The organism is Polaribacter pectinis (genome assembly GCF_014352875.1).
GTDB lineage: Bacteria > Bacteroidota > Bacteroidia > Flavobacteriales > Flavobacteriaceae > Polaribacter > Polaribacter pectinis.
Genome location: NZ_CP060695.1, coordinates 15,058 through 32,094 on the forward strand (window position 1 = coordinate 15,058; position 17,037 = coordinate 32,094).

Consider the following 17,037-nt stretch of genomic DNA (forward strand, 5'->3'; position numbering starts at 1 on the left):
TAAAAGATTTCTCCATAAAGTCGAAATGATAAATTTGTTTTTAGAAATTAAACCCTAATTTAAATCCTAAACTTCTACTGGTAGCGTAACTCATATCTTCTACACCACTTACAAAACCATTTCCTTGAACTGCTAATTGTTCTGGATCGAAATGAGGATTTTCTGTAATTACAAATAAATTATTTCCTATGAAAGAAAGGTTTAAAGTAGAGGTGTCTTTCAATCCTAAAAAGCCTTCTTTTAAGTCTAATTTATAACCTATTGAAAATTGACGTAATTTTAAAAAAGAAGCATCATACACATTGTTTTCTTCGTGATTTCTGTCGTAAAATTGTCTGTAATAACTTTCTGCACCAACTGCAACTGTATTTGGTTGTCCAGAATTTACATTAACACCTTGTGCAACAATTCCTGCATCTGGTCTAAAAGCGGTTTCTGCTAATTGGCCACCAACATTTCCTAATGCACTTGTTCTTGAAACAATTTCTCCACCTTGTCTCCAGTCAAATAAGAAACTTGCATTCCAGTTTTTATAGCTGAAACTATTGTTCCATCCTAAAGTAAAATCAGGATTATAATTTCCAATTTTCTTCAATGTATTATCTGCAATATAAGTTCCATCATCATTAATTAAAAATTCTCCATTTTCGTTTTTTCGATAACCAGTTCCATACATGTCACCAACGCTACCACCTTCTTCAACTTGAAAATATACAGTTTGATTTGCACTGTCGTAAATTCTACTATAAGCCAATGTTAAACGTCCATCTTCTTGTGGTAAATCTTTAATGATTGATTTGTTTGTTGCAAAATTGAAAGTAGTATTCCATCTAAAGTTTTCATTTCTAATTGGAGTTCCTCCTAAAATAACTTCTATACCTTGCGTATTTACACGACCACCATTTACAACTTGCTGGTTATATCCTGATGAAATTGCAATTGGCAAAGAAATAATTTGATCTTTTGTTGTTGAATTGTAATACGTGAAATCTACATTCAAACGATCTTTAAAGAAACGTAAATCTGCTCCAAATTCATAAGAAGTGGTTACTTCTGGTTTTAAATTTGCATTCGGAATAAAATCTTGATTGCTAAAAGTTGGTTGTCCATTAAAGGCAGTTTGTGAAACAAAAGCACCAGAAGTTTGATACGGATTTGTATCATTACCAACCTGTGCAACACTCGCTCTTAACTTTGCAAATGAAATGCTTTCTGGTAATTTAGTTGCATTTGACAAGATAAAACTTGTAGAAACAGAAGGGTAAAAGAAAGAAACACCATCCACAGAAAAAGGAGTTGCCAAAGCACTCGACCAATCATTTCTTCCAGTAATATCTACATATAAATAATCTTTGTAACCAAATTTTGCAATTCCGTATAAAGAGTTAATTCGTTTTTTAGAATTAAATTGAAAAAAATCAACAGGCGAAGCAGCATTATTTAAACTAAAAATTCCAGGTTGCGCTAAATTAGTTGTTTGTGCTTGTTTTGTAGATGCTGTTTGGTCTAATCTATTTCCTCCAAAAGAAGCATCAAAAGAAAAATCGCCAAAATTATCTGTATAATTTATTAAGAAATCTGTGTTTATTTCTCTGTAAAAAACATCATGTTCTGCATACGCTCCATTTGCAAAACGGTTTGAGCTAAAATTACGATTGAATTGCCTTTTTTCTGAAGAATAATCCATTCCAGATCGAAAAGAAACACTTAATTTATCCGTAAATTTATGATTTACAGCAATGTTTCCAAAAACACGATCTCTATTAAAAGAGTTGGTGTTTTCATTCAAAATGAAAAAAGGATTGTCGAAATACCTATAATTAAAATTGTATTGTTGTACGCCTTCCAAACCAGGTTGCCAATAATCTCTTAAACTGTCTATATTTAAAGATCTTGGTCCCCAAGCCACTAAAGAATAATTTACATTTTCACTTCCATAACCGTTTGAAGGTCTGTTATCGCTACTTGAATTTACATAATTTATGGTAGAAGTAATTCGTGTTCTTTCTGTAGGATTAAAATTCGCTTTTAAAGCCACAGTTTTACGTTCTAAATTTACCCCAGGAATAATAGATTCACTATCTAAATTTGTAAAAGACAATCTGTAAGAACCTCTTTCAAAACTATCATTTATAGAAATATTATTAATGGTTGTAATTCCTGTTTGATAAAAATCTTTTAAATTATTTGGATTCGATTTGAATAAAGTTGGTGTAATTGCATTTCCACTATACAAAGAAGTGTCTCCACCACGAACTACAGTTCCATCAGCTAAAGTTACAGGAGAATCGAATTGAGGAACTAAAATTCCAGCATCTAATCTTGGTCCCCAAGAATACGAAATTACATCGTTAATTCCTCCTCCAAGACCATTTCCATATGCGAAATTTCCTCCATTTCCTTGTCCATATTCATTTTGAAATTCTGGTAAACGAAAAGCTGAATCTAAAGTTACAGAAGAATTAATGCTAATTCCCAAGCCTTTTTTCTTACTTCCGTCTTTTGTATTAATTACAATAACTCCGTTAGAAGCTCTTGTTCCATACAAAGCAGCAGCACTGGGTCCTTTTAAAACAGTTACAGATTCTATATCATCTGGATTTACTTCCATTGCACCATTTCCAAAATCAATTTCTTGAAAACCAGTTGCAGATTCATCTGTAAAGTTGAAAACTGTATTGTTGTTAATTGGAGTTCCATCTACAATAAAAAGCGGATTGTTATTCGAGAAAGAAGCTTCTCCACGAATGGTTATTTTTGATGAAGAACCAACACCAGTTGCACCTTGTGAAATTGTTACACCTGCTAACTTTCCTGATAAATTATCTAAAAAATTGGCTGTTTTAACTTCCGCTAATTCTGCTGATTTTAATTCTTGCACAACATAACCTAATTCTTTGGTTTTTCTATTTAAACCCAAAGCTGTTACTACAATTTCATTCAAACTTGTTTCATCTTCCTCTAAAGAAATGTTGATGTTAATTCGATTGCCAACCGTAATTTTTTGAGTTTTATAACCTAAATAAGAAAAGGTTAAAATATCTGAAGTTGAAGCTACATTTATAGAATAATTTCCATTTTCATCTGTAGTTGTTCCATTTCCTTGTTCATTGGAAACACTAACGACTGGTAATTTTTCTCCAGAATTTTTATCGGTAACTGTTCCTGTAATTTTAGTTTGTGCAAAATTTATGCTAACGAATAGCATAAAAATCCACATAAAAATATGTTTCATTTTGTAATTTTTGTGTAAAATAATTTGTTGATTTTTAGTATTGATACTAACAATACAATAGATAATTACGCAAAAATAATAGGCGAACCTTTATTGAAGTTTGGAGAATAAAATACTTTTTTTATGTTGAAAAAAGTAGAAAAAACAAAGGTTTTTTTAGAGATTATATATCTTTTTAAAAGATTTAAAATTGACGTTGAAATCCTTTTAAAACTATCAAGTATAAACTGAATATCTTCTAATTTATCAATATCATTTAAGATTTCTAAAAAGGAAATTTCTAAATTTTTAGATTTTGAAATTGATGTAATACATTTTTGTAAACGATTGGTTTGCCAAGGTAATTTTAAGAACGTTTTTTTATTAAAATGTTCTTTTCTAATTCCCATTAAATAAAAACCACCATCTTTAGATGGTCCTAAAACCAAATCGTTAGAAGATAAATTGGTTTCGGTTTCTAATAAATGACGCACTTTTAAATGTGGTGTATCATTACCAATAGTAATTACATTGTCGAAACCTTTGTTAAAAAGTGTTTCTACTGCATTAGAAAAACGCTCTCCAAAATTGTTTCCAACTTGCTCTTTTTCAGAAAAAAGAAAGTGTTTAATTCCAGATTTTTCTACCGTTTTTAAAGTTTGATTATTTAATGCAGAAAAAATTTCAGTAGAAAGAAATGATTTTCTTTCCGTTTCTTTTTCAGCAGAATTTGCAAAAATTAATATGGCAGTTTTGTTTCTCATTTATTTATGCAAGGGGTTTAAACCCTTGTTATGCTACAACACCTTGACAGCTACTTCCTGCACCAGCAGTACAACCATAACAATGTTGATTGATAATAATATTTCTGTCTTGTAATAATTCTTCGTTGTAATCTTTAATGTGTTTTACTTTACTTGCTACTTTTAAATTTAGCATTTGATTAAAATCACAATCAAACAACCAACCATCCCAACTTATAGAAAGTGTATTTGTACACATTACGTTTTCCACAGCTGAAGGATTGTATGCGTCTAACAAAGAGTGCATATAATCTTCATAATTATCTGAAGCGATTAAATAATCTAAAAAACGACTAATTGGTAAATTTGTAATTGCAAAAAGACTATGGAAATCGATATCAAAATCTTCTTTCAACGCTTTTTTGAAATCATTTTGTAAGGCCATTTGATCTCCAGGTAAAAATGCTCCTGAAGGGTTATACACCAAATCTAATTTTAAATCAGATCCAGGCATTCCATAACCAACTGCATTTAATTCTTGCAATGCTTTTATAGATAAATCGAAAACGCCTTCTCCACGCTGTTTATCTGTTTTTCCACGAGTCCAATGTGGCATTGACGAAACTACGTGCACATTATGTTTTTTGAAGAATTCTGGTAAGTCGTAATATTTTTTATTTGCTCTAATAATTGTTAAGTTAGAACGTACAATAAAATCTTTAATTCCTGCTTTTGATGCTTCTTCTACAAACCATCTAAAATTAGGATTCATTTCTGGAGCTCCACCAGTTAAATCTAACGTGTGTGCTTCCGTTTTTTGAATGACTTCCAAACACTGTTTCATCGTGTCTACAGTCATAATTTCTTTTCTATCTGGACCAGCATCTACATGACAATGTTCACAAACTTGGTTACACATATAACCCAAATTTATTTGTAGAATTTCTAATTTTTTAGGACGTAAAGGAAAATGACCAGTTTCTTTAATTTTTGCTGCAAATGTTGGTAATTCTCCGTTTGCAAAAATTCCGTTTGAAAGAATTTCCATTTGACGTGAGGTATTTGCAATATCGTTATTTCTTGCTTTAAGTGATTTTGTAGCCATATATGCTGAACTTGTTTCAGTATCTTTTTAAAGATGGTTTATAGTATTTACGAAGAAAATTGTGTTTTGGTTTTATTAGGAATGAATATAGTTGGCTTTAGATTTCTGCCTTCGCAGAAATAAGCGATTCACACGTTTTTTGCGAAAAGCAAAAAATGGTTCTCTGCTTACATTTCTAGCTTATTTACTTTATTCATCATTTGAACTCCATGCACTAAAGTTGCACCACTTTTAATTGCAGCACCCACATGAATTGCTTCCATCATTTCTTCTTTGGTAACGCCTCTTTGTAAAGTGTCTTTTGTATACGCATCTATACAATATGGACATTGTTCTGTGTGCGCAACTGCCAAAGCAATTAAAGATTTTTCACGAGCAGTTAAAGCACCTTCTTCAAAAACTTTTCCATAATAATCGAAGAATTTGTTTCCAAGTTCTTCGTTCCATTCTGTAATTTTTCCGAATTTTCTTAAATCTGCGGAATCGTAATATGTTTTAGACATTTATCTTTTTTTGAAAATTAAAAAACGAAAGATAATAATTTATTTTCCGTTTAAACTCCAATCATATTTTAAATAAGAAGTTCTTGCGTTTTTCTTAATTTCAGTATCAGAATATTTATTTAAATAGTCGATTACAGAACCATTTTTAGTAAAATCTTCTTTAAACCAATCGAAAATTGAAGAAATTTGAACTTTCTTATTCGATATTTTATTTCTTGATGAATCGTTTACAAATTCTTTCATTAATTTTTCTAATGAAGCATCTACGTTTTCTTCTGTAAAAGCCATGTTTAATAATTTAGGACAAGAACCAGATGCGCAATTTACACCAACGTGAATTCTTGGGTCGAACAAGTTTTTACGTAAAATTTCGTGTTCTATATGGTCTAAAGTATAGGTTTTTCCTCCAACTTTAGCGAAAGGAATTTTCCAAGCGGTTTTTCCTTTTTCTTTGATATCCATAATACTCTTTAAAGGAAAGTTTTCTAATATTTTTTTGATTGTATATGCGTTGTAAGCATTAATCCAAAAAGCTTTTTGTTTATTTTCTGACCAAGAATTGTCTAGCGAAGTTTTTTCTAAATAAGAAATGTAACTGTCTAATTTTGCTTTGTCTTCTTTAAATGATTTGTAATCTACAATTCCGTCTTTGGTAACGTGCTTTTGAAGTAAATCGTTAAAAATAGCTGTTTGAGCATTTGCTTGACTAAATGTAAAAACGGTTATAAGTGCTAAAAGTATTTTTTTCATTGTATGTTTTGTTTGTTGTTTTTTTAGACGAAGATTTTTTTAATTGATTACAAGTATACCTTCAAAGTTATTAAATAATGTGTTTAGTTTTAGGCTTGCTATTATTTAATTGATTGGTTTAGCCCTGATTGAACGGTTTGTTTGAGCTCTTTTTTATTCTTTTTTGAATTAAAAAAGCGAGTAGTGAAAGCAGGAAAAAGCTTCAAATAAAAAACTCCCAAAAATGAATTTGAGAGTTTTGTAATATTATTTCGGTATGAATGAAATACCTATAGCAATCTGCGATTACTAGCCTAGGTAAGTCATTAAGATTTTAGATCTAGAAGTATGTTTTAATCTTCTAATTGCTTTTTCTTTAATTTGACGAACTCTTTCTCTTGTTAAATCGAAAGTTTCTCCAATTTCTTCTAAAGTCATTGGTTGGTGTTCTCCTAAACCAAAGTATAATTTTACAACATCTGCTTCACGAGGAGTTAATGTTTCTAAAGCTCTATTAATTTCGATTCTTAAAGATTCGTGTAATAAAACTCTGTCTGGATTTGGAGATTCTCCAGAATTTAAAACGTCGTATAAATTAGAATCTTCACCTTCAATTAAAGGAGCATCCATAGATACGTGACGTCCAGAATTCTTCATAGATTCTTTTACGTCATTAACAGTCATGTCTAATTTCTTCGCAATTTCTTCAGCACTTGGTGGGCGCTCGTTTTCTTGCTCTAAAAATGCGTACATTTTGTTAATTTTATTGATAGAACCAATTTTATTTAACGGTAAACGCACAATTCTAGATTGTTCTGCTAATGCTTGTAAGATAGATTGACGAATCCACCAAACTGCATAAGAGATAAATTTAAAACCTCTAGTTTCATCAAAACGTTTTGCCGCTTTAATTAAACCTAAATTTCCTTCATTAATTAAATCTGGTAATGTTAATCCTTGATTTTGATATTGTTTTGCAACAGATACCACAAATCTTAAATTGGCTTTTGTTAATTTCTCTAATGCTCTTTGGTCACCAGCTTTAATAAGCTGTGCTAATTCTACTTCTTCATCAGCAGTAATTAAATCTACTTTACCAATTTCTTGTAAATATTTGTCTAATGATGCAGTTTCTCTATTGGTTACCTGCTTGGTAATTTTAAGTTGTCTCATGTATTCTAAACCGTAAGCTTTTTTAAGATTATTGAGAGGCTTACAACTACTTATACGTAAGAAAGAATGTAAATGTTACAAAACATCTAAACTTTTTTTATTTTCTTTTTGCATTTTGATAAAAAGAACAATTTATACCATTCGTCGACTAATGAATACAACTGAACTTTTTAAAATAAATAAATGTGACCTATTCTATTTCTTTGTGTCAAAAATATAACCGAATTGAAAACTATCAGTGTTCAAAACTTAACGGACGAAGAATTAGTCTTTAAAATAGCAGCAACTAACAATTCTGAATTGTTTGCTATTTTATATGACAGATTCTCTAAAGTTGTTTACAATAAATGTTACGGTTTCTCTAAAAGTAAGGAGGAAGCTGAAGATTTAACACACGATGTTTTTATTAGGCTGTTTGTAAAGCTGAAAACTTTTAAAGGTAACTCTAAGTTTTCTACTTGGTTATATTCTTTTACGTATAACTTCTGCGTTAATTATGTGCAAAGAAATGCATATAAGAAGAAAGAGAAAGTTACAGTTGTTACAGACCAAATTAAAGAAGAAGAAACTTTAGACGAAATTGATGATGCAACTCTTTTGGAGTTAAAATCTGAAAAATTAGTAAGAGTTTTAGCATTAATTGAACCTGAAGAAAAAATGATTTTAATAATGAAATATCAAAACGATATGAGCATTAAAGAAATTAAAGAGGTTTTAAATATCGGTGAAAGTGCCGTTAAAATGCGCGTTAAAAGAGCAAAAGAGAAAGTGGTTAAAATGTATCAAGAACTGTAATTTTTTATTTATGAGTAATCCTTTTAAGAAAATACTACATCATTACGAAGTGCCTAAAGTTTTAAAACAAAAGGTGTTGAATGATGTTAACATGATAAAATTAACTTTAGACATTGCTGATTTGTTTATGGTGAAATATCCAAATACTGTTAGTGACTTTTTTACTGCAAATAAAAGGAATACTAAAGACAACAACCAAAACTAAACCACATGAAATTGCTAACTCTAAAATTAGAATCAGATTTTAATTTTCTACAAAACCTGTGGGGTGATTTTGTAGATTTTCTGCCACAATTACTTAAAGGAATTGCTTTTTTAATTATTGGTTGGTTACTTATTAAATTTATTTTATTCATCATAAAAAAAGCATTAGGCTTTACTAACATAGATAGTTTACCAGAAAAATTAAATGTTGATGAGATTTTTGGAAATTCTTCTTTAAAAATTCAACCTACAAAAATTATAGTTACAGTTATAAAATGGATTCTTATTTTAGTTTTTATAATTGTTGGGTCAGAATTATTAGGTTTAAGAATGATTTCTGAACAATTAAGTAATTTAATTTCATATTTACCAAAACTAATAAGTGCCTTAATAATTTTTGCAATTGGTATTTATGTAGCTAATTTAGTAAAGAACGCATTAACTTCTTTGTTTAAATCTTTAGAACTAACTGGTGGTAATTTAGTAGGTAATATTGCTTTTTATATTATTGCTATTGTTGTTTCTGTAACAGCATTAAATCAAGCAGGCATTAATACAGATTTAATTACCAATAATTTGTCTATTATATTGGGTGCTATTTTAGCCTCTTTTACAATAGCATTTGGTTTAGGATCTAGAGATGTAATAAAAAGATTGTTATTTGGATATTATTCTCGTAAGAATATACAAGTAGGTCAGACTATAAAGGTAGAAGGTTTAGAAGGAGTAGTAGAATCTATAGATAATATTTGTTTGATTTTATTAACTAAAAACGGTAAGTTAGTTTTACCAATAAAAGACATAGTAGATAATAAGATTGAAATTATAAATTAATAATATTTAAAATTTGATAGAGTGTTGGGGGACAATTTATCATCGTGATTTATTTCACAAAAAAAGAGACCGTGAAAACGGTCTCTTTAATTTTATATAAAAATAATAGTCTAAAATAAACCGTTTATTTGTGCGTCTATTCTATCTATAATGTATCCTAAATCTTCTTGATTTTCTACAAAATCTAAATTATCTACATCAATAATTAATAATTTTCCTTTTGTGTAAGTAGAAATAAAAGCTTCATAACGCTCATTTAATCTGCTTAAATAATCGATACTTATTGAGTTTTCATAATCTCTTCCACGTTTGTGAATTTGCCCAACCAAAGTAGAAATGTCTGCACGTAAATAAATTAATAAATCTGGCGGAGTTACCAAGTTTTCCATTAATTCAAATAGAGAGCTGTAATTGCTGAAATCTCTATTGGTCATTAAACCCATTGCATGCAAGTTTGGTGCAAAAATATGCGCATCTTCATAAATGGTTCTGTCTTGTATAATGTTTTTACCCGTTTCTCGTAATTCTAAGATTTGACGAAAACGACTGTTTAAAAAGTAAACCTGTAAATTAAAAGACCAACGTTCCATTTCTCCATAAAAATCGTCTAAATACGGATTCTCATCAACAGACTCAAAATGAGGTTTCCATTTATAATGTTTGGCTAATAGTTTGGTTAGTGTGGTTTTACCAGCACCAATATTTCCTGCGATTGCAACGTGCATATTTAATATTGAATAAAATTAAAAAGGGATGCTAAAGGTACTAAAATTTTGCAACTACAAAAGCATTAACATAGCAATTTATAACCGAAACCTCTTACATTCATAATTTGAATAGTATCGTCATTTCTTAATTTTTTACGAAGTTTACTTATAAACACATCCATGCTTCTGGCGTTAAAGAAATCGTCATTTCCCCAAAGTTTATTTAAAATAAAAGTTCTGTCTAAAACTTCGTTTTTCTTTTCAACCAAATAAAATAATAATTCGGCTTCTCTATGTGTAAGTTGAACAATTTCTGAAGAATGTATTAGTGTTTGCTTGGTGAAATTAAAAGTATAATTTCCTATTTTAATGTTTTCTATATTAGGCTTTAATTCAATTCTATTTAACAAAGACTTAATTCTAACAATTAATTCTTCCATTGAAAAAGGTTTTTTTAAATAATCATTTCCACCATTATTAAAACCTTCTAAAACATCTGATGTTTGCGATTTTGCTGTTAGAAAAATTATAGGAATATGTTTGTTTTCTAATCTGATTTCTTTTGCTAAAGTAAATCCGTCTTTTAAAGGCATCATTACATCTAAAACTAAAATGTCTGGTTTTTCTGTTTGATATACTTCGTAAGCTTTTTCACCATTTTCTGCATGAAACACAACAAAATCTCTAGATTCTAAACTCTCTTTTACAATCATTCCTAAACTTGCTTCATCTTCTGCTAAAAGGACTTTTACTTTATTCATTTGGCAAGTTTATTTTAAAAATGGTATTATTTTTTGTGGATGATAAACTGATGTTTCCAAGATGTTTTTCGATGATTTTTTTACAATAATACAAACCAATTCCAAAGCCTTTTACATCATGTGTGTTTCCTTTAGGAACTCTATAAAATTTATCAAAAATCTTTTCTTGTTGGCTTTTTTCAATACCATTTCCATCATCTGCAACAGTAATTTCTGTTGTATTTAAAATAGAATTTATATTTATTTCAATTGTATTTCCACCATATTTTATGGCATTGTCAACTAGGTTAGAAATTACATTTTCGAAATGAAAAACATCAATATTTAAATAAATGGGTTCCACATTTGTAGAAAAAAATAAATCTTTATTATTGGCTAACATTTTATGTTTGCCAACTAATTTTTCTATAATTTCAACAATATTTATTTTTTCTTTTTTAAGTATTAATTGCTCGCTATCTAAAGTTGCAGTTTCTAACAATTTTTCCACCATTTGGTGTAATTTTTTTAACTGAAGAGAAGACATAGAAAGGTATTTTTTGGTCTTTTCTTTATCGTCTAAAACATTAAAGTTTTCTATAGCTTCAATTGCTGTAGAAACAGTAGCAATTGGTGTTTTAAACTCGTGTGTAATGTTACTGATTAAATCGTTTTTAATAGCCGCCAAATTTTTTTGTTGATTTATTATTTTCAACAAATAAAACAAACAAGAAATAATTAAAAGAGATAATAATAAGGATAATAAAATGCCTAATGAGCTTCTTTTTAAAGCTTCATAATTAGGGTTGTTATATAAAAGTTTAAAAGCTTCGTCTTTTTTAACGTAAGTAGATTTAGAGCTTACAGAAAATATTTCAGAATTTAAAATAGTATCATTTGTTTGGTGGAATAACGTATCATTTTTTAAATGATGAAAACTTGTTTTTATATCAAGACCTTTTTGTTTCAATTGCTTTTCAATAAGCGAGTCTATTTTTTCATATGCAACAGATTGATCTAGAAACGAAATAAAAATAGGTTTTAGATTGGTAAAAAACTTTAAACTGTCTGCCGCTTTTTTTCCTTTAAAATATTTTATGGCTGTTTTTGTTCCATTTTCATGGAGTGTGTAACCATTTTTGTCATCTGTAAATTGCGATATTATTTTTACTGAATTCTTTTTATTTTTTTCAAGAGAATCTCCTTTTTCATTAAATTTGGCAACAAAATTTTTTGTAGAATTTAGCATCGAATCTATCTGATCTTTGGATAGATTTTCATCCGATGAAATTTTAATATTATTAATAGTTATTTTAGCTTCTTCATTTTTAGAAGTGTTCTTTTTTAACTTCTTAATAATAGAGTCTAACGTATGTTTTTCATGTGAGTTTTCTTCACTATCAAGATTATTTGAATCAATAATAGTGAGAAAATCATTTTTAGCAAGTGTAGAATAATACTCTTCTACTGCGTTGTCTAAACTTAATTGAATTTCATTAGTAACTCTTTGTTTATTTTCCTCGTAGTTTTTATAGTTCCAATAGAATTGTACAGCAATTGTTGTTACAATTGTTGCTGTAATAAAATAAAAAATCCATTGATATTTTTTGGTATTCATATTTCAAAGATAGTTAGTATTTTTAATAAAAACAGCGGGTTAACACTCGTTAACACTTGTTAACTAAAGAAACAGATTTTGTGTAACATCTTTGTAAAGTATAAATGTAAAACCAAAATATATAAATTATGAAATCTATAATAACCGTATTTGCTGTATTAATCACTTTTGCTTTCAATGCGCAAAATTTTCAAGGAAAAGCAATTTACAAAACAAGCAGTAAAAGCAATTTTAAAATAGGAGATGAGAAAGGTGTTAGTGACAAAATGCAAGAAGAATTGCGCAAGCGTATTCAAAAAATGAGTCAAAAAACATTTGTATTAGAGTTTGATAAACATTCATCAACTTATAAAGAAGAAGTTCAGTTAGAAGCACCAAAACCACAATTAGGAACTGGCGTTAAAGTTTTTTCTTTTGGTGGTTCTGGAGCTAGTGATGTTTATTTTAAAAACGTAAAAGAAAACAGGTTTGCGAATCAAACAGAAATTCAAGGAAAACGTTTTTTAGTGAAAGATACATTACCAAGCTATTCTTGGGAATTGTCTTCAGAAACTAAAAATATTGGCAACTATACATGTTATAAAGCTACTTTTTCTAAAGAAGAAGAAAAGATAAATCATATTATAAAAGATGGAGAAAGTGTTGAAGAAAAAAAGAAAGAGACAGTTGTTACAACAGCTTGGTATACAACACAAATACCGGTAAATAATGGGCCAAAAAACTACCAAGGTTTACCAGGTTTTGTTTTAGAAATTAATGATGGAAAAACCACTATAGTTTGTACAGAAATTATTTTAAATCCATCAGAAAAAAATAGCATTGATGAGCCATTAAAAGGAAAAGTGGTTTCACTAAAAGAGTATCATAAAATTAAAGAAGAAAAAACAAAAGAAATGATGGAGAAATTTAAAAGTAGAAATGGTTTTGATATAGGAAACGGAATCAATATTAAAATGGGAGGCTAATAAATTGTTTATTTTTTTAATGTGGTTAAACCTTTAAGTTTTTTTTAAGTCATATCTGTGATTATTAAAACAAAATTTATGAAATCTATTTTTATATTTCTTTTAGCCTTTGTTACTGTAACAACATTTGCTCAAAAAGACTTTCAGGGTAAAGCAACTTACATGTCTAAAACTACTATGGACATGAGTAATTTTGGTAGAGGAGGAAGACAAATGTCCGAAGCTCAAAAAAAACAAATTGCAGAAAGAATGAAATCGATGTTGGAGAAAACTTTTATTTTAAGTTTCAATAAAACAGCATCTATATATAAAGAAGATGCAAAATTAGCAGCTCCAACTGCAGATGGTGGAAGAGGGTTTAGATTTGGCGGTTTTGCTGGTGGTGGTACAAAGTACAAAAACACTAAAGAAAATGTTGCTTTAGAGTCTACCGAACTTTTTGGTAAGAAGTTTTTAATCTCTGATAAAATGGAACAACCAAAATGGGAGCTTGGTAGTGAGACAAAACAAATTGGGAACTATACTTGTTTTAAAGCAACTTTAATTAAAGATGTAGATCCTTTAGATTTTTCTAACATGAGAAGAAGAGGAAATAGAAATAATGATAAAGATGAAACTAAAAAAGATTCTACAAAGGTTACCAAACTTTCAGAAGAAATAGAAATTCCAAAACAGGTAGAAGTTACTGCTTGGTACACACCACAAATACCTGTAAGTAATGGCCCTGCAGAGTATTGGGGTTTACCGGGTCTAATTTTAGAGATTAATTCTGGTAGAACAACCGTTTTATGTACAGAAATAATTATTAATCCTGCTGAAAAAGAAGATATAGAAAAGCCAACTAAAGGCAAAAAAATTACCAGAGAAGAATACAACACCACTGTTAAAGAAAAAATGGAAGAAATGAGAGAGAGATTTAGTGGCGGTAGAAATGGTGGTAGAAGAGGAGGAAGATTTTAATTGTAAAATAAAATATGTTTACACAAATGAAAAAATTACTATTAGTAACCATTTTTATGGTTACACTGGTTTCTACTGCACAAGTTAAATTAACAGGTATTGTTAAAGATAGTATAGGGGAACCATTAGAAATGGCAAATGTTTTAGCAATTAATAATAAAACCAAAAAAATGACTTCTTATGGTTTTACAGATGCTAAAGGAAGATATAAGTTAGATTTAGATAAGAACGCTACTTTCGATGTTAAAATAAGTTATGTAGGTATGAAATCTTCAGATTTTGAAGTAGAAACGAAAGAGATAGATATTGTTAAAAATGTTACTTTGTATGAAGATAATATGTTAGATGGTATTAATATTGTTTCTAAGATGCCAGTAACTATTAGTGGAGATACTATTATTTACAATGCAGATTCTTTTAAAAACGGGTCCGAAAGAAAGCTAGAAGATGTATTAAAAAAGATTCCAGGAATGGAAGTGAATGATGAAGGAGAAATAGAAGTTGAAGGAAAGAAAGTTGGTAAATTAATGGTAGATGGTAAAGATTTCTTTGATGGAGACACTAAATTAGCTACTAAAAATATACCTGCAAATGCTGTTGATAAAGTTCAAGTTCTAAAAAATTATGGAGAAGTTGGTCAATTAAGTGGAGTGCAAAATAATGAAGATAATATTGCAATTAACATTAAATTAAAAGAGGGTAAAAAGAATTTTTGGTTTGGAGATGTTACTGCTGGTGGTGGAGATTCAGATAGAGAATCTTTATATCTTTTTCAACCAAAATTATTTTACTATAGTCCTAAATATAGCATCAATTTTATTGGAGATTTAAACAATATTGGCGAAGTTGCTTTTAGTGGAAGAGATGCTAGGAATTTTGGAGGTGGTTTTAGAGCACCAAGTAATAATAGCGGAACAAGCATTAATTTAGGAGGAAATAACAGTATTGGTCTATTAACTTTACAAAATAATAGAGCTAATTCTATAGAATCTAAACTTGCGGCATCTAATTTTAGTTATTCACCAAAATCAACTTTAGATATTAGTGGTTTTGCAATTTTTAGCAATAGTACTGTAGAGACCTTACAAAATACTTCGGTTTTGTATACAGACCCTAGTTTAGGAATACCAGATGAAAATACAGAAAGTAAATCTATACAAGATACCAATTCTGGACTTTTAAAATTTAGTGTTAATTACAAACCAAATGTAAATAATCAATTAGATTATGATATTTACGGAAGGATGTCTAAAGAAACTCAAAATCAAGATTTTTTCTCATCTAACTTGGGTAATATAGATCAGATAGAAAAAGGAACACCTTTTAGTATAAATCAGAATTTTAATTATTATTATACTTTAAATGAGAAAAATATATTTGCAATATCTGCACAATCTTTAATTCAAGATGAAGACCCAATATATAATGCAATTTTACAAGATAAGGCTTCATATTCAGATACTGGAGATGCTTTAGGATTAGATGATATGCAGAGTGGTTATGACATCAATCAGAATAAAAGAGTAAAAACAAATCAAATAGATGCAAAATTAGATTATTGGAATGTTTTAAATGACAAAAGTAATATTAACCTAACTTTAGGTACAATTTACAGTAAGCAAAATTTTGATTCAGATATTTTTCAAAGATTAGATGATGGAACTGAATTTGATGGAACACCAACTATAAATAATGGTTTAGATACAAATAATATAGACTACAGGTTTACAGATGTTTATTTAGGAACTCACTATCAATTTAAAACAGGTAAATTTACCATTACACCAGGTTTTACAGCACATTTGTATAATGTAGAAAATAATCAATTTAATATAGATTATGTAGATAATTTTTTTAGAGTGTTGCCAGATTTTAATATGAGAATTCAATTAAAACAAAGTGAAAACATTTCTTTAAACTACCAAATGCAAACGCAATTTACAGACGTAAATCAGTTTGCTAAAGGGTTGGTTTTAAATAGTTATAATTCAATTTTTTCTGGAAACCCAATTTTAGAAAATGCTTTAGCACACAATGCAAGTTTAAGATATTTTAGTTTTAACATGTTTAATTACACAAATGTTTTTGCAGCATTAAATTATAATAAAAGAATAGACCAAGTAACCACAAATGCAGAGTTTATTCCCGGAAGTGTTGTAAGTGTTAGAAGTCCAGATAATTCAGAATTTGCAAATGAATCATTAACATTTAGTGGTCGTTTTCAAAAAACATTTAGAAAATATAGAGCTTCAGTAAATGCAAATTTATCTTACAGTAAATTTGTGCAAGAAGTTAATAGTAACATTTCTAATAATGAAAACTATACACAAAACTATAGAGCAAGTTTTGGTACAAACTTTAGAAAAGCACCCAATGTTACTTTAAATTATTCGTTTACATTACAAGATTTAGATCAGGGACAAAGAAGAACAAAACGTTATACAAACGCACCTTCTGTAGAGTTTGATGCTTACATCTGGGAAAAATTAACCTTTAGAACCAAATACAGTTATACAGGTTTAACAGACGGAACATCAACTTTAAATAGTTTTGATTTTTGGGATGCTTCTTTAATTTACAGAACAAATAAAGATAGTAAATGGGAGTATCAAGTAAAAGCTACTAACTTATTAGACACAAGATCTCAAAGTAGTGCAAATGCAGGTAGTTTTTCTGTAAACACAGTAGATTACTTTATACAACCTAGATTTTTAACTTTTAGATTAATTTATCAATTATAAAATATT

General features: G+C 28.9%; 15 protein-coding genes. 6 read left to right on the forward strand and 9 right to left on the reverse strand.

Translation table 11 applies throughout. The features are described from left to right. Positions 1-40: 40 nt before the first annotated feature. The 6 genes from H9W90_RS00070 to H9W90_RS00095 all read right to left on the reverse strand — a co-directional run bounded on the left by H9W90_RS00070 (position 41) and on the right by H9W90_RS00095 (position 7,467). A complete protein-coding gene (locus H9W90_RS00070; RefSeq protein ID WP_187482464.1) occupies positions 41-3,235 on the reverse strand; it encodes a SusC/RagA family TonB-linked outer membrane protein in 3,195 nt (1,064 codons plus the stop codon). Between the two features lie 65 nt (positions 3,236-3,300). After that, on the reverse strand, positions 3,301-3,978 hold the full coding sequence (locus tag H9W90_RS00075; protein WP_187482465.1) for a DUF2064 domain-containing protein: 678 nt from the start codon (positions 3,976-3,978) through the stop codon (positions 3,301-3,303). A gap of 28 nt (positions 3,979-4,006) precedes the next feature. Beyond that, the gene (gene arsS / locus H9W90_RS00080; protein WP_088354032.1) at positions 4,007-5,062 is read right to left on the reverse strand and encodes an arsenosugar biosynthesis radical SAM (seleno)protein ArsS; all 1,056 of its coding nucleotides are present in this window, start codon (positions 5,060-5,062) and stop codon (positions 4,007-4,009) included. A gap of 167 nt (positions 5,063-5,229) precedes the next feature. After that, positions 5,230-5,565, reverse strand: coding sequence for an arsenosugar biosynthesis-associated peroxidase-like protein (locus H9W90_RS00085; RefSeq protein WP_088354033.1), 336 nt, complete (start codon positions 5,563-5,565; stop codon positions 5,230-5,232). Between the two features lie 39 nt (positions 5,566-5,604). After that, positions 5,605-6,315: a DUF547 domain-containing protein gene (locus H9W90_RS00090; RefSeq protein ID WP_187482466.1), complete on the reverse strand. Its 711-nt coding sequence runs from the start codon at positions 6,313-6,315 to the stop codon at positions 5,605-5,607. 288 nt (positions 6,316-6,603) lie between these two features. Next, positions 6,604-7,467: a sigma-70 family RNA polymerase sigma factor gene (locus tag H9W90_RS00095; protein ID WP_018942691.1), complete on the reverse strand. Its 864-nt coding sequence runs from the start codon at positions 7,465-7,467 to the stop codon at positions 6,604-6,606. Positions 7,468-7,692: 225 nt separating this feature from the next. Here H9W90_RS00095 and H9W90_RS00100 point away from each other — a divergent pair, with 225 nt between their 5' ends. Genes H9W90_RS00100 through H9W90_RS00110 form a run of 3 tightly spaced genes read left to right on the forward strand, consistent with a single transcriptional unit; the run spans position 7,693 to position 9,300 of the window. Then, on the forward strand, positions 7,693-8,262 hold the full coding sequence (locus H9W90_RS00100) for an RNA polymerase sigma factor (RefSeq protein WP_187482467.1): 570 nt from the start codon (positions 7,693-7,695) through the stop codon (positions 8,260-8,262). A 10-nt stretch (positions 8,263-8,272) separates the two neighbouring features. Continuing rightward, the gene (locus tag H9W90_RS00105; protein WP_187482468.1) at positions 8,273-8,467 is read left to right on the forward strand and encodes a hypothetical protein; all 195 of its coding nucleotides are present in this window, start codon (positions 8,273-8,275) and stop codon (positions 8,465-8,467) included. Between the two features lie 5 nt (positions 8,468-8,472). Next, positions 8,473-9,300 (forward strand): mechanosensitive ion channel family protein, encoded by an 828-nt coding sequence (locus tag H9W90_RS00110; RefSeq protein WP_187482469.1) that lies wholly within the window; start codon positions 8,473-8,475, stop codon positions 9,298-9,300. Positions 9,301-9,410: 110 nt separating this feature from the next. On the opposite strand, the gene H9W90_RS00115 is transcribed toward H9W90_RS00110, so the two are convergent. The 3 genes from H9W90_RS00115 to H9W90_RS00125 form a co-directional block, all read right to left on the reverse strand. Continuing rightward, positions 9,411-10,025: a deoxynucleoside kinase gene (locus H9W90_RS00115; RefSeq protein ID WP_187482470.1), complete on the reverse strand. Its 615-nt coding sequence runs from the start codon at positions 10,023-10,025 to the stop codon at positions 9,411-9,413. A gap of 65 nt (positions 10,026-10,090) precedes the next feature. Continuing rightward, on the reverse strand, positions 10,091-10,768 hold the full coding sequence (locus H9W90_RS00120) for a response regulator transcription factor (RefSeq protein WP_187482471.1): 678 nt from the start codon (positions 10,766-10,768) through the stop codon (positions 10,091-10,093). Then, positions 10,761-12,365 carry a sensor histidine kinase gene (locus tag H9W90_RS00125; RefSeq protein WP_187482472.1) on the reverse strand — a complete coding sequence of 535 codons (1,605 nt, stop codon included), beginning with the start codon at positions 12,363-12,365 and terminating at the stop codon, positions 10,761-10,763. Before H9W90_RS00125 ends, H9W90_RS00120 begins: the two co-directional genes overlap by 8 nt. Positions 12,366-12,493: 128 nt before the next feature. Between H9W90_RS00125 and H9W90_RS00130 the strand changes: the two genes are divergently transcribed. From H9W90_RS00130 to H9W90_RS00140, 3 genes are all read left to right on the forward strand, one after another. Continuing rightward, positions 12,494-13,330, forward strand: a complete 837-nt coding sequence (locus H9W90_RS00130; RefSeq protein WP_187482473.1) for a GLPGLI family protein — start codon at positions 12,494-12,496, stop codon at positions 13,328-13,330. 78 nt (positions 13,331-13,408) lie between these two features. Beyond that, positions 13,409-14,290 (forward strand): GLPGLI family protein, encoded by an 882-nt coding sequence (locus H9W90_RS00135; protein ID WP_187482474.1) that lies wholly within the window; start codon positions 13,409-13,411, stop codon positions 14,288-14,290. A gap of 26 nt (positions 14,291-14,316) precedes the next feature. Next, positions 14,317-17,031, forward strand: a complete 2,715-nt coding sequence (locus tag H9W90_RS00140; RefSeq protein ID WP_187482475.1) for a TonB-dependent receptor — start codon at positions 14,317-14,319, stop codon at positions 17,029-17,031. Positions 17,032-17,037: the final 6 nt, after the last annotated feature.

Excerpts from the sequence above, each read along its gene's own strand:
- H9W90_RS00070 (WP_187482464.1), bottom strand. The coding sequence starts at position 3,235 with ATGAAACATATTTTTATGTGGATTTTTATGCTATTCGTTAGCATAAAT.
- H9W90_RS00075 (WP_187482465.1), bottom strand. The coding sequence starts at position 3,978 with ATGAGAAACAAAACTGCCATATTAATTTTTGCAAATTCTGCTGAAAAA.
- arsS (WP_088354032.1), bottom strand. The coding sequence starts at position 5,062 with ATGGCTACAAAATCACTTAAAGCAAGAAATAACGATATTGCAAATACC.
- H9W90_RS00085 (WP_088354033.1), bottom strand. The coding sequence starts at position 5,565 with ATGTCTAAAACATATTACGATTCCGCAGATTTAAGAAAATTCGGAAAA.
- H9W90_RS00090 (WP_187482466.1), bottom strand. The coding sequence starts at position 6,315 with ATGAAAAAAATACTTTTAGCACTTATAACCGTTTTTACATTTAGTCAA.
- H9W90_RS00095 (WP_018942691.1), bottom strand. The coding sequence starts at position 7,467 with ATGAGACAACTTAAAATTACCAAGCAGGTAACCAATAGAGAAACTGCA.
- H9W90_RS00105 (WP_187482468.1), top strand. The coding sequence starts at position 8,273 with ATGAGTAATCCTTTTAAGAAAATACTACATCATTACGAAGTGCCTAAA.
- H9W90_RS00110 (WP_187482469.1), top strand. The coding sequence starts at position 8,473 with ATGAAATTGCTAACTCTAAAATTAGAATCAGATTTTAATTTTCTACAA.
- H9W90_RS00115 (WP_187482470.1), bottom strand. The coding sequence starts at position 10,025 with ATGCACGTTGCAATCGCAGGAAATATTGGTGCTGGTAAAACCACACTA.
- H9W90_RS00120 (WP_187482471.1), bottom strand. The coding sequence starts at position 10,768 with ATGAATAAAGTAAAAGTCCTTTTAGCAGAAGATGAAGCAAGTTTAGGA.
- H9W90_RS00125 (WP_187482472.1), bottom strand. The coding sequence starts at position 12,365 with ATGAATACCAAAAAATATCAATGGATTTTTTATTTTATTACAGCAACA.
- H9W90_RS00130 (WP_187482473.1), top strand. The coding sequence starts at position 12,494 with ATGAAATCTATAATAACCGTATTTGCTGTATTAATCACTTTTGCTTTC.
- H9W90_RS00135 (WP_187482474.1), top strand. The coding sequence starts at position 13,409 with ATGAAATCTATTTTTATATTTCTTTTAGCCTTTGTTACTGTAACAACA.
- H9W90_RS00140 (WP_187482475.1), top strand. The coding sequence starts at position 14,317 with ATGAAAAAATTACTATTAGTAACCATTTTTATGGTTACACTGGTTTCT.